This window comes from Chryseobacterium sp. 2TAF14 (assembly GCF_052115105.1).
Taxonomy (GTDB): Bacteria; Bacteroidota; Bacteroidia; order Flavobacteriales; family Weeksellaceae; genus Chryseobacterium.
Genome location: NZ_JBFRGA010000068.1, coordinates 1 through 11,908, shown reverse-complemented (window position 1 = coordinate 11,908; position 11,908 = coordinate 1). Strand labels below are relative to the sequence as shown.

The following is an 11,908-nucleotide window of genomic DNA, read 5'->3' as shown; positions in this document are numbered from 1 at the left end:
GCAGAACCAAATTCAAAAGCGATATCTTTATGGGCAAATGTACCGCCATATTTTCCTTTTTTTACGGTAATTCCGACTGCATTTGTTTTTTCAATCCATTCTGAAATGCTCAATGTAAAATTGGGCAATCCTGCCTGCATTTTAAAGTGGTCAGATTCGACCACTTTAAAATTCGGATTGTTGATGAGTTCCCAAGTGCTCAAGAATTCTATTGCATAACGTGTTCTGATCCAGTTTTTAATAATATCAGCAGCACGGCTTTCGCTATCTTTTGCATTAGCCATATCGGTAAGCGAGATGAAATCTACATTCTCGACAGATATTATCGTTATTTCTGAATTTTCTACACTAATTTTTGCCATTCAACTCTTTGATAAATATTATATTTTCACAAGGTTAGCAAATATACAAAAGCTTTATAACTTTCCTGATATAGTTCGACCCAACCGCACAAGACTTTTTCGGCTTTTCCTGACTGCAAAATCTGTTCCGCATAAGTGTTTAAAAACTCTTCATCAAACTCATCCAGAACAAAAAAAGCGTTTTCAGTCTGCATTTTATGTTTAATACTGATTTCGCCGACACAAATGTTTGGTAAAGTGTACACAAAAACAGCAGGGCTTGGAAAATAATTTTCCTGTGAATTGATGCTCTCCTGATATTTAAAATCGGTGTCTAAACTTGATGATTTATTGGCAAAAACCAAAGCTGTTTTGCTGTGATCTTCATTCTTTAAAATCATTTCAGAAGCTAAGAAAGCGAGTTTACTCAAGTTATCCATCTTATGAAATTTTGGATAATTGAGTTCTAAACTTTTGTAGGCTTCTTTTGCGAAATTGGAAAAATTTTCGGTTTGAGTTTCAAAAATAATTTCGTTATTGAGAATGATTTTTGATTTTTCTATGGTGCAAATGTCTGTTTTCTTCATTGAATTTTTTCAGAAAGTTTAAGGCTTTTTTGTTGGGTTTTGATGAGTGTTGAAAACAGAGAGTACAATGATTTTGTAATCAATAATATCAAAAACGATGAGGTATGGAAACTTTTGAATAAAAGCTTCTCTGTAATTTTTTTTAAGCTGGAAATGTTTCGGATTGTTTTGAATTCTAAGTAAATACTTGTCTAAATGTTTCATAAATTTTTCTCCTAAACCTTTTTGTGCATCTTCATAATAAATATATGCTTCCAGAATTTCCAAACTGGCTTCTTCCTGTAAGATTAATTCATAAATCATTTCAAAGCAGATTTTGCTTTTTCTTTAACTTCCTCCCAGGTGTAAGATTTGCTTTCTCCGCTTAAGTATTTTTCTCGTCTTTCATTTATCTCATCGTAATGCCAATCAGAAATTGTAGGATAATTGTCTTCCTGTTCTTCAGCCTCGATAATTCCTTTGAAAATGCGTAAGATTCTTTCATCGGCAATGTCGATAAACTCGTGAATTTGTTTTCTGATGTCAACTGTAGATTCCATTTTCCTGAACTTTATGATTATAAAATTACAAAATTATTTTAGCATTTCTCCAAAACAATTGCTGCGTTGCAACCACCAAATCCCGAAGCGGTTTTCAGAATATATTTAATTTCTGCAGGCTGATTTTCTTTAATGATATTCAGAGGTTGGGAAGTTCCTGTTTCTTTAAAATTTTTACATGGAATTAAAGTATTGTGCAAAGCAGATTCCATTGAAATAATGCTTTCCAGCAATCCCGAAGCGCCCAAACAATGCCCGTAATACGCTTTTAAGCTATTTAAAGGAATATTCTGTAATTCCATTCTGTTGAAAGCGATGGATTCCATTTCGTCGTTGTATATTGTTGCTGTTCCGTGTGCGGAAATAAAATTAATTTTTTCTGCCGAAACTTTTGCTTCTTTCATTGCATTTTTGATGCTTGCAAACAATCCGTCACCGGTCCTTGATGGTCCGGAAATGTGATTCGCATCGTTGATCGCAGAATCTCCTAGAACTTTAAAACTAAATTTCTCGTTTGAGATTGCTTCGTCACTTTGTTCCTCGCAATGACTTGTCATATAAACTGCTGCTGTTGCTTCTCCAATATTGATTCCGTCACGGTTTTTGTCATAAGGTTTGCAGATTTCCGTTCCAATCGCTTGGAAAGAATTAAAACCTGAAATGACAAATTCTGAAATTTCGTCTCCGGCAATTACAAAAGCATCTTTGTATTTTCTTGCCTGAATCATATTCTTAGCAACGGAAATTGCCATTACTCCAGAAACACACGCATTAGAAACCACAATGGGTTTTGTTTTAAATCCGAAAAAATCAGCAATTTTTTGTGCTAAACTCGAAAGAAATATGCCTTCCGGTAAAGTCTCCTGATTTTTTAATAAGCTGATATTTCCTTTTGTTGTTGATAAAATAAAAGCGGTTTCATCTGAAATTTGATGTTTTTCAACCAAAGGTTTTAAACTGAGCAAAAACATTTTTTCCAATCTTGTGAACTCTACATTGTCATTCTGAGCGGAGTCAAAGAATCTCTCAAATTCTTCTTCTAACTTTTCAGAATCAATCATCGAAGCGTAAAAAGGATCCTGATTTTCTATGATTTTATGTAAAGCTACGCCGGATTTTCCTTCCAAAAGTGCTTTCCAATTTGATTCCACATCAAAACCTAAAGGTGTGACGCAGTTGTAATCTGTGATATAAATTTCCTTCCTCATTATAATCCCATTTTATCTTTCCAAGCCTGAAAAAAATCAGGATTATATAAGCATAAATTATTTTCAGAATCCAGAAAAACCTGAATTGTTTCTCCCGAACAAACCAATTTATTTTCTTCGTTAAAAAGCTCGTATTTATAAATTAATTTTGCAGAATTTGAATTCACAAAAGTTGTAACAATTTTGAATGTTTCGCCGTATTTTAAAGGTAAAAAATGTTCGCAGGTGCTTTTTACAATCGGTGTTACAAATCCTGCTTTCTGAATATCAAGATAAGTCAAGCCGTGCTGTCTTCCGAAAGCTTCTCTTCCGTCTTCGAAATACACGATGTAATGACCGTGCCACACGATTCCGAGTGGATCTGTTTCATTGAATCGGACACGTACTTCTTCGRTACAAGTTAAATCTTTAGACTGCATTTTGTTTTCTTTTTTTACCACAAAGGGCACAAAGGTTTTCACAAGGTTCACAATGATTATTTTGAATCTTATATTGATCCGTTGATTAATCTTTTAACACCATTTTTAAATAAAACAGAATTAAAATTAATCAATAAGCCCAATTTGCAATTGCTTAGTTTTAAATACGTTAAAACTTGAGCAATATGAATGTCGTTTAATGATTCTACAGATTTTATTTCAATAACAACTTTTCTTTCAACCAGTAAATCAATCCTATAGCCAATGTCAAGTTTTATATCATCATAGATTAATGGCATTGGTTTTTGTTTTTCTATCAGTAATCCTGATTTCTTTAATTCGAAGTACAAACATTCTTCGTATGCACTTTCTAAAAGCCCTGTTCCAAGTTGACGGTGAACTTTTAATCCTGCATCAAATATAACTTTTGAAATTTCATTCTCATTCATATCCATTTGTGTTTTATAATTTATTTTTACCACAAAGGTCACAATAGGTTTCACAAGGGACACAAAATAATGCTTGTGCTCTTTGTGCAAAACCTTGTGTTCTTAGTGGTTAAATTAAACTGCATTTTGTTTTCTGTCATAAAATAATGCAATAGCAACCATTGCCACATAAAATAAAAATAAGAAAATCAATTCCTTAGCAATTTCGCCGATTCCGCTGTTTCTTAAAATGATGTCGTAATAAGCATTCAATCCCCAATTCATCGGAGAAAATGCAGCGATTTTCTGCATAAATTCTGGCATTAAAAATACCGGAACCCAGATTCCGCCAACTGCCGCCAAAACCACAACCGAAGTCGCACCAAACGGAGCTGATTGTTCCTGTGTATCGGCAATTGTTCCTAATAAAACGCCAAATCCGATGGCGGCTAATCCTGCAAATAATGTAACGATGATTAAATTGAACATTTTTCCAGTCACATCAAATTGCGGCAAATCCATATACGGGAAAAGGTAAATTCCTACCGCAACCATTAGCAAAAACTGAATGACGCAAATAATAAGATACGTAAATGTTTTTCCTAAAATATGAATATAATATGGAGTCGGACTCACACGTACTCTCACGCTCGTTCCCTGACTTTTTTCTTTAACTAAATTAATCGATAAAGGTACCACAATAAAGAAAATCGCAAACAAGGCCCAAGCTGGAACATTGTGCTGAACGGAATTTGGTTTTGCTTCCAAAGCTGATTTCGGAACGATTTCTTTAAAAGTAATCAAACTCTTATTATCCAAATCTTCCGTTGTCCCCAATTGATCCTGGAATGCTTTGTAGATTTTTTTATTCTCAATCTCGAAAACCATTTTATTGATGGCGTTCATCACAGAATTTTTGAATCCGGCATTGGTTGCAGGGTCGAAATACAGATGAATGTCTTTTGCTTTTGAGGCTACAGTTTTTGTTGAGGCTGAATCAGCTTCAAGACCGAAAGAACTGACAATTGTCTGAACTTTTGAATCAATATTTGAATTGATATCTTTCGTCAGATTTTGAGGAATCACAATTGCCATCTGATAATCACCGGAAAAAACAGCTTCTTTCGCCGAATTTTCGTTGTAATTTGTCAAAAGCTGGAAACTTTTGCTGGCTTTCAGTTCGGATTCTATTCTTTTTGAAATTTCAGAATGGTCGTTGTCGATGAAAATAATCGGAATTTTTGAGCCTTCCAGATTTTTAAACGTCGAATCCTGAATTAAAGTAATGGTAATAATCAGCAGCAAAGGCATTAAAAATATAATGACAATTCCTCCGATATCACGCTTTAGTAAAAGGATTTCCTTAAAAAAACTTCTCCACAGTTTATACAACATCTCTCAGTTCTTTTCCGGTTAATGATATGAAAACGTCTTCCAGGTTTTCTGCGTTGGCAACTCTTTGCACTAGTTCTTCAGGCGTTCCGGTTGCGTGAATTTTTCCGTGGTCGATAATGGCGATTTGAGTACAAAATTCTTCGGCCTCCGATAAATGGTGCGAAGTGTAAATAATGCACGTTCCTTTTTTATTTAAATCTAAAAGATAATCGATTATGGTTTTTTTAGACTGGACATCAACTCCAACAGTCGGTTCGTCCAGAAACAGAACTTTCGGATTGTGAAGTGTTCCTGCAATCAGGTTGCAACGGCGTTTCATTCCTCCCGAAAACTGGTCGACTTTTTTATCTGCGAATTTTGATAAACCCATCAATTCCAAAGATTCATCAATCGTATCTCTTAATTTTTTGTGGCTTAAACCGTAGAGACTTCCAAAAAACATCAGGTTTTCCCTGGCTGTCAAAGTCGGATACAATGCATATTCCTGCGGAACAACGCCAATGATTTGTTTCAGTTTTGTGCTGTTTTTCTGAGGCGACAGTCCGTTGATGGTAAAACTTCCCGAAGTTGGTTTAATTAAACCGGAAAGCATAGAAATCAATGTAGTTTTTCCAGCTCCGTTAGGTCCGAGAATTCCGTAGATTTCGTTTTTAGATATATTTAAAGAAATATCGTTTACAGAAAATTCTTCTGCATTTTTATATTTCTTGTAAAGATTTTTTATTTCGATAATATTCTCCAAACTAGATTGCTTTTCTCAGTTTTTTATAAAAAGCTTCCTCCAAATCAGCAATATGCAACATCGATTTTGAAAGCTGATTGTAAATATCACTTTTAGAATTTCTGTTTTTGTAAACTCTCGCAATATCCACAGCGAAATCTCTCCAAAGATCACCAATTGCGGTAATTTCTTTGGATAATTCTTTCAGCTCATCATTTTTAAGAATGACAGCGGCTTCCTGTAAAAAAGCACCATAAATAAATCTGAATCCGCCACCGCCGGTTCCGATTTCTTCCTGCATTCTGATGAGTTGTCCAAGGTAATGATTGGTTACTTTCGTTCCTTTTTTCTCAGCCCATTTCGGGATGCTTTTTGCCACCCAACGCATTGCTTTTACACCGATTAACGGAACTGGAGCCAGCATATTTTTACAAGTATCTTTAATTCCTTTTTTAATCGCTTCCTCCAGATTTACAGTTTCTGGAATGTGAGTTGGGAAATACATATGACCTTTCGGTGGAAGTGCACCTTTTGCGTAACGTACTTTTTCCAATTCAGCTTCGGAAAGGGAAGTTGCGAAATCCATTACAGGGTCGCTGATTAAAAACCTTCCGTCTTCTTTCCCATAAACAACAAGATTATGAGCATTAAAATGGAATTTATATTCTTCAGGAAAATAAGTCAGGTTGAAAACGCCAACCTGTAAACCTGTCGGGATATTTTGTTCTAAATTTTTCTCTAAAGCAGTTTGCGCATCTTTTGGATTGGAGAATTTCTGTCTTTTGATTTTAATTCCCAGTCTTTTTGCGGCTTTGCTAAAAATCGCACCCGGCATCGGACGGTAGCTGAATCCCGGTGCAAAATTCACTTTTAAGAAAGGTAAATACACGAAAAACAATCCGGAACCTATTCCGAAAATCATGGGTTCGCTGAGTTTTAAACCTTTGTTGAGTAATAGATTGGAGGCGACACCGTTTTCGCAATGTGCGGTCTGATGGTGTTCAAAGTTGATCTTCATTGTTATTTACCGTCGAAGTTTTTTAATTCGTCTACCGAAATTCCGAATGCGTCTGCATATTTTTTCAGGGTAGAATCGATGAGTTTTTTGAAAATTTTAGGTTTTGCGTGTCTTTTCACGGTCCATTGCCATTTATCAACATACGCTGCAAGAACCTGTAAATCCATTTTATTCAATTCCATAAAATAGATAATCGGACTTACGATATTGTTGGCAACATTTTGTCTGGCTTCTTCGATACGCTCATTAATGAGCTCCATCGATTCGTCAAGAGCTGCTTTTTTTGCGTCCCAACCAATGCTGTTTGCTGTGGTGTAATTATCATTTTCATCGGTCACATACAACACTTCGGTCATATTTGCTGACTGTAAATTACTTTCGTCCTGTGGAAGATCTTGCTTTTTCACCCGAAAAAATTCTGTTAATTGTAGTCTTAATAATTGGCTAAAATAGTAAAAATGCAGGACATAGTATAATGTGAATTTTAATGTACTTATTTTTAAAATAGTTCTATTTTACATCATGAAAATATTAAACTTATGTCCATCCGGATCAGCGAAGATGAAACCATAATAATTGTCGCCGAATTCTTCAGGATTTGAAATAAGTTTACCTTCAGAATTTTTAATTTTTTCTGCCCATTGATCAACCTCTTCTCTGGTTTCGGCAGAAATGGTAAAAATGATTTCATTAGATTTTTCGGAATCTGAAATTTCTAAACCAAGATTTTTACTTAAAATTTCTTTTTTGAAAAAGTGAATAATAAAATTGTTTTCTCCAAAGAAAAAACTTGAAAGATCATCTGACTTTCCATTAGATCTAAAACCTAAATGTGTGTAAAATTGTGAGGTGCGTTCCAGGTCTTTTACGCCAAAGTTTGCCCAAATCATATTTGATTTCATTGTTAAATTTTATTTAGATGAGTAAGTGGTCAACTGCAATTTTTATTCCTTGTTAATACTATCTAAAATTATAATGGATTTCTTGCTGTGATTTGTAACAATTAATATTTTAATTCTACTCATAAGCTTTATAAATTAAGTTTCATTATGAAGAAATTTTTTATTTCAGTTTCGCTTTTTTGCACAATCATCGCAATGGCGCAGAAATTTGAGACACAAAAACAGACCGATGCACAAGGATACAGCTTCGAGACTGTGAAAAACGACCAATCTGGTGTAAGAGTTTACACATTGAAAAACGGTTTGAAGGTTTATCTTGCTAAAAACGATGATGCACCGAGAATTCAGACTTATATTCCGGTAAGAACAGGTTCTAATAATGATCCGAGTGATAATACAGGTCTTGCTCACTATTTGGAACATATGGTTTTCAAAGGGACTTCTCATTTGGGAACTCAGGATTGGGCAAAAGAAAAAGCTTTATTAGCTCAGATTTCAGATCTTTACGAACAACATAAAGCGGAAAAAGACCCTGAAAAGAAAAAAGCTCTTTACAAAAAAATCGACGAGGTTTCTCAGGAAGCTTCAAAATTTGCGATTGCCAACGAATATGACAAAGCAATTTCATCTTTGGGAGCAACAGGAACCAATGCGCATACCTGGTTAGACGAAACGGTTTATAAAAATAATATTCCTGCTAACGAGCTTGAAAAATGGCTTAAAGTAGAAAAAGAGCGTTTCTCTGAATTGGTTTTAAGACTTTTCCACACGGAACTTGAGGCGGTTTATGAAGAATATAACAGAGCGCAGGATAACGATGGACGTCTGGTAAATTATGCATTAATGGATGCGCTTTTCCCGAAACATCCGAACGGCCAGCAAACGACAATCGGAACTTCAGAACATTTGAAGAGCCCTTCAATGCAGGCAATTCATAAATATTTTGATACGTATTACGTTCCGAATAATATGGCGGTAGTTTTGGTTGGAGACCTTGATTTTGATAAAACTATAAAATTAGTTGATCAATATTTCGGCTCTTTCAAATACAAAGAATTGCCAATGAAGAAGATGGTTTCGGAAGAACCAATGACTTCTATTGTAAGCAGAACGGTAAAAAGCCCGTCTACACCAAGAATGACAATCGCCTGGAGAACCGATTCTAACGGAACTCAGGAAGCAAGATTGGCAACAGTTGTAGGAGAAATTTTAAGCAACAGTGGTGATGCGGGTTTAATTGATCTTAATATTAACCAAAAACAGGCAACTTTAGGAGCGGGAGCTTATGCAAATCCTCTGAAAACATACGGTTCATTCAATATGTATGTAACTCCGAAAGAAGGACAGAGTTTTGATGATGCTAAAAAACTGCTTTTGGCTCAGATTGATTTAATTAAAAAAGGACAATTCCCAGACTGGATGCTGAAAGCGATCGTAAATGATATGAAAGTACAGCGTATGAAAGGTTGGGAAACTGCAGATGGTTTGGCAACTACGCTTTACAGTACTTATATTGGCGAAAGAACCTGGGAACAGGAGCTTGACGAAATTAACCAGTTTGAGAAAATTACAAAAGCTGATGTTGTAAAATTTGCCAACGATTTCTTTAAAGATAACTATGTTGTGATCTACAAGGAAAAAGGAGTGAATGATAAATTGGTGCGTGTTGAAAACCCGGGAATCACACCGATTAAATTAAACAGAGAAGCGCAGTCTCCTTTCCTTAAAGATATTTTAAGTACAAAAGTTGCAGACATCAAACCTCAGTTTGTTGATTATAAAACGGCAATCGCAACGACTCAGATCAAAGATAAAAAAGTAAGCTTCGTTAACAATAAATACAACAAAGTTGCTCAGGTAAGTTATATTTTCCCGTTCGGAACAGATAATGATAAAGAGCTTTCTTTAGGAGTAAGCGTTTTACAGTATTTAGGAACCGATAAATATACTCCAGAACAACTGAAAGAAGAATTCTACAAATTAGGAATTTCAAACAGCTTCAGAACGACAAATGATCAGACTTTTATTACATTAAGTGGTCTTGAAGGAAATATGAAGAAAGGAGTAGAATTGCTGAATCACTGGTTGAAAAACGTAAAAGCAGATCAGGAAATTTACAATCAAACCGTAAAAACAATTCTTGAATCGAGAGACGTTGCCAAAAAAGATAAAAACAGAATCATGGCGGCGCTTTCCAACTATGCTAAATATGGGAAAGATTCCAGAATGACCGATATTATTTCTAAGGAAAGACTTCAGAATATCAATGTTACCGAATTGATGTCTAAGATCAAGACTTTAAATAATTATCCATACGAAGTTTTCCTTTACGGAGAAAACCAGAAAGATCTTGAAAAAGCRGTAAAACCATTTATAGCAAATGCAACTTTACAGCCTGCAAAAGCGAAAATTTATGCTGAACCTGCAACTGGCGGAAAAGTATTTTTTGCCAACTACGATATGGTACAGATGGAAATGTCTAAAATCGCAAAAGGAAATGATGTAAATCTTGCCAACTTCGGTAAAGCGAATGTTTTCAACGAATATTTTGGAAGAGGATTGTCTTCAATCGTTTTCCAGGAGATCAGAGAGAGTAAATCTTTGGCATATTCTGCTTACGTTTCTTATGCTACAGCTAACGAAAAAGACCACCCGAATTATGTAACCAACTACATCGGAACCCAATCTAATAAGTTGCCTTTAGCAGTAACTGCGATGAATGAGCTGATGGTAAATTTACCACAAATCCCGGCTCAGTTTGAAAATTCTAAAGGTTCGGCTTTAAAGCAGATTGCATCCAGCAGAATCAACAGAACCAATATTTTCTACAATCAAATGGCTCTTAAAAAACTGGGTGTTGATTATGACATCAGAAAGGATATCTACTCTGAAATTCAGAATTTGACTTTACCTCAGCTGACTGGTTTTTACAACACAGAAATTAAACCATTGACGTACAACACGGCCATTATTGGGAAAAGAGAAAACCTGAATATGGAATCGATCAACAAAATGGGAGAATTTAAAGAAGTGACTTTAGAAGAAATCTTCGGATATTAATTTTCATTAATATAAATTGTTTGAAGTGAGGCAGAAATGTCTCACTTTTTTATTTCAACTGATAAGTGTTTTTCTTTTGATGTGATAACCATGTCAAGGTTTAAAACCTTGACACGGTTATCTTGCTACTAATCTATAATCCATGTTCCCAAATCAAGTATTTTGATCCTGTAAATGATTAACATTAAAACAATACTAAATCCATAAATTATAATATGCTTAAATAAAAGTCTTCGAGTAAGTTCTTTTTGAAGAATTACCACTAAAACTAAGCTAGGGAATATTAAAAAAGAGAAAAATAGTATAATTTCACTCATCTGAAATATTGAATACGTAATAAATAATGTTTTAGGGTCTGGATTTGAATAGGATGGTATTCTTCCATACAAAAAATAAGAGTGAGCAATTAGTAATAATAAAGCCAATAAATTTATTAATGGGATGTAAGAAAATATTTTGTAATAAATTGAATATTTCATACTGATTCTTTTCTTGTTTATGATCCAATGAATAAATAATTGTAAATGCTTTACTGAATTTATTTTCTCTTATACTTCAACTGCACCAAAAGATAAATTTCATTTTTTTCCAAATCGTTGCACCAGGTACGTTCTACAACCAGTGCGTTGTTGTATAAACCTTGGTCTTCCATGTTTTCATAATATTCAATTCTTTCGGATGTCTGATATTTAAAAAAAGAAATCAGGTTTACCTCATCACCAACTTGTGGCGCAACTGGAAATTCTACAGAGTTTTCAAAATCAAATTCAACATCGTAGGAATAGAACCTTACTTTTACGCTCATAATTATATTTTTATCAAATATATCGAGAATTTAATCAATAAAAAAACCGACTTCAAAGTCGGCTTCTCTATTTTGTAATGAATTTTTTATGATTCTATTTCCTGAATAAACAAGCTGATCTGTGTACGAATCAGAAGCTCATCATTTAGGAATGTTTCACAGAAAATATTGCAGATATTTTCGTATTGCGAAATAAGAGATGCGTTTGAAATAATCTTGTCTCCAATTTTGGGCAACCCAAAAACTTCAATTTTTTTGATGTTGGTAATAAATCCAATCACTTTGGTGTTTGATTCCGGGTTTTCAAAAAAACTTTGCCCCAGAATCGATGAAGAAGTCTGTGCAGAATGCTCAATTAATCCGGCTTCCACAAACTGATTATTGTGTACAAAAATATTATCAGCTTTAATTTCAAAAGAAGTCACCACCTTTTCCGGAGTATTATCAGCTTTAATTTCAAAAGAAGTCACCACCTTTTCCGGAGT

15 protein-coding genes are annotated in these 11,908 nt (G+C 34.5%); 1 reads left to right on the top strand and 14 read right to left on the bottom strand.

The genetic code is table 11. The features are described 5' to 3' along the window. From AB4Y90_RS09245 to AB4Y90_RS09190, 12 genes are all read right to left on the bottom strand, one after another. On the bottom strand, positions 1 to 362 hold a 362-nt coding region (locus tag AB4Y90_RS09245), incomplete at its 3' end, for a KilA-N domain-containing protein (RefSeq protein ID WP_441557130.1). 26 nt (positions 363 to 388) lie between these two features. Then, positions 389 to 928 (bottom strand): 3-oxoacyl-ACP synthase, encoded by a 540-nt coding sequence (locus tag AB4Y90_RS09240; RefSeq protein WP_441557128.1) that lies wholly within the window; start codon positions 926 to 928, stop codon positions 389 to 391. A gap of 18 nt (positions 929 to 946) precedes the next feature. Further along, positions 947 to 1,231: a type II toxin-antitoxin system RelE/ParE family toxin gene (locus AB4Y90_RS09235; protein WP_441557127.1), complete on the bottom strand. Its 285-nt coding sequence runs from the start codon at positions 1,229 to 1,231 to the stop codon at positions 947 to 949. Further along, entirely contained in the window at positions 1,228 to 1,467 is a 240-nt protein-coding gene (locus AB4Y90_RS09230) for an addiction module protein (protein ID WP_441557125.1), read from the bottom strand. The genes AB4Y90_RS09235 and AB4Y90_RS09230 overlap by 4 nt, the downstream gene beginning before the upstream one ends. A 38-nt stretch (positions 1,468 to 1,505) precedes the next feature. Beyond that, on the bottom strand, positions 1,506 to 2,675 hold the full coding sequence (locus AB4Y90_RS09225; RefSeq protein ID WP_441557124.1) for a beta-ketoacyl synthase N-terminal-like domain-containing protein: 1,170 nt from the start codon (positions 2,673 to 2,675) through the stop codon (positions 1,506 to 1,508). Continuing rightward, positions 2,675 to 3,094 carry an acyl-CoA thioesterase gene (locus tag AB4Y90_RS09220; RefSeq protein ID WP_441557123.1) on the bottom strand — a complete coding sequence of 140 codons (420 nt, stop codon included), beginning with the start codon at positions 3,092 to 3,094 and terminating at the stop codon, positions 2,675 to 2,677. The genes AB4Y90_RS09225 and AB4Y90_RS09220 overlap by 1 nt, the downstream gene beginning before the upstream one ends. A gap of 68 nt (positions 3,095 to 3,162) precedes the next feature. After that, the gene (locus tag AB4Y90_RS09215) at positions 3,163 to 3,543 is read right to left on the bottom strand and encodes a GxxExxY protein (RefSeq protein ID WP_441557132.1); all 381 of its coding nucleotides are present in this window, start codon (positions 3,541 to 3,543) and stop codon (positions 3,163 to 3,165) included. A gap of 114 nt (positions 3,544 to 3,657) precedes the next feature. Beyond that, positions 3,658 to 4,917 carry an ABC transporter permease gene (locus tag AB4Y90_RS09210; RefSeq protein ID WP_441557122.1) on the bottom strand — a complete coding sequence of 420 codons (1,260 nt, stop codon included), beginning with the start codon at positions 4,915 to 4,917 and terminating at the stop codon, positions 3,658 to 3,660. Then, positions 4,907 to 5,659 (bottom strand): ABC transporter ATP-binding protein, encoded by a 753-nt coding sequence (locus tag AB4Y90_RS09205; RefSeq protein ID WP_441557121.1) that lies wholly within the window; start codon positions 5,657 to 5,659, stop codon positions 4,907 to 4,909. The genes AB4Y90_RS09210 and AB4Y90_RS09205 overlap by 11 nt, the downstream gene beginning before the upstream one ends. 1 nt (position 5,660) lies before the next feature. Next, positions 5,661 to 6,656 (bottom strand): BtrH N-terminal domain-containing protein, encoded by a 996-nt coding sequence (locus tag AB4Y90_RS09200; protein ID WP_441557120.1) that lies wholly within the window; start codon positions 6,654 to 6,656, stop codon positions 5,661 to 5,663. A 2-nt stretch (positions 6,657 to 6,658) separates the two neighbouring features. Beyond that, the gene (locus AB4Y90_RS09195; protein ID WP_441557119.1) at positions 6,659 to 7,063 is read right to left on the bottom strand and encodes a hypothetical protein; all 405 of its coding nucleotides are present in this window, start codon (positions 7,061 to 7,063) and stop codon (positions 6,659 to 6,661) included. A 108-nt stretch (positions 7,064 to 7,171) separates the two neighbouring features. Continuing rightward, the gene (locus AB4Y90_RS09190; protein ID WP_441557118.1) at positions 7,172 to 7,558 is read right to left on the bottom strand and encodes a VOC family protein; all 387 of its coding nucleotides are present in this window, start codon (positions 7,556 to 7,558) and stop codon (positions 7,172 to 7,174) included. A gap of 147 nt (positions 7,559 to 7,705) precedes the next feature. On the opposite strand from AB4Y90_RS09190, the gene AB4Y90_RS09185 reads away from it, so the two are divergent. Continuing rightward, positions 7,706 to 10,618, top strand: coding sequence for a M16 family metallopeptidase (locus AB4Y90_RS09185; RefSeq protein WP_441557116.1), 2,913 nt, complete (start codon positions 7,706 to 7,708; stop codon positions 10,616 to 10,618). Between the two features lie 538 nt (positions 10,619 to 11,156). Here the strand turns inward: AB4Y90_RS09185 and AB4Y90_RS09180 are convergent. Both AB4Y90_RS09180 and AB4Y90_RS09175 read right to left on the bottom strand, forming a co-directional pair. Continuing rightward, entirely contained in the window at positions 11,157 to 11,423 is a 267-nt protein-coding gene (locus tag AB4Y90_RS09180) for a hypothetical protein (RefSeq protein ID WP_441557115.1), read from the bottom strand. An 86-nt stretch (positions 11,424 to 11,509) separates the two neighbouring features. Continuing rightward, positions 11,510 to 11,893, bottom strand: coding sequence for an ABC transporter permease (locus AB4Y90_RS09175; RefSeq protein WP_441557131.1), 384 nt, complete (start codon positions 11,891 to 11,893; stop codon positions 11,510 to 11,512). Between the last annotated feature and the right edge of the window lie 15 nt (positions 11,894 to 11,908).

Excerpts from the sequence above, each read along its gene's own strand:
- AB4Y90_RS09190 (WP_441557118.1), bottom strand. The coding sequence starts at position 7,558 with ATGAAATCAAATATGATTTGGGCAAACTTTGGCGTAAAAGACCTGGAA.
- AB4Y90_RS09180 (WP_441557115.1), bottom strand. The coding sequence starts at position 11,423 with ATGAGCGTAAAAGTAAGGTTCTATTCCTACGATGTTGAATTTGATTTT.
- AB4Y90_RS09215 (WP_441557132.1), bottom strand. The coding sequence starts at position 3,543 with ATGAATGAGAATGAAATTTCAAAAGTTATATTTGATGCAGGATTAAAA.
- AB4Y90_RS09200 (WP_441557120.1), bottom strand. The coding sequence starts at position 6,656 with ATGAAGATCAACTTTGAACACCATCAGACCGCACATTGCGAAAACGGT.
- AB4Y90_RS09230 (WP_441557125.1), bottom strand. The coding sequence starts at position 1,467 with ATGGAATCTACAGTTGACATCAGAAAACAAATTCACGAGTTTATCGAC.
- AB4Y90_RS09210 (WP_441557122.1), bottom strand. The coding sequence starts at position 4,917 with ATGTTGTATAAACTGTGGAGAAGTTTTTTTAAGGAAATCCTTTTACTA.
- AB4Y90_RS09240 (WP_441557128.1), bottom strand. The coding sequence starts at position 928 with ATGAAGAAAACAGACATTTGCACCATAGAAAAATCAAAAATCATTCTC.
- AB4Y90_RS09235 (WP_441557127.1), bottom strand. The coding sequence starts at position 1,231 with ATGATTTATGAATTAATCTTACAGGAAGAAGCCAGTTTGGAAATTCTG.
- AB4Y90_RS09225 (WP_441557124.1), bottom strand. The coding sequence starts at position 2,675 with ATGAGGAAGGAAATTTATATCACAGATTACAACTGCGTCACACCTTTA.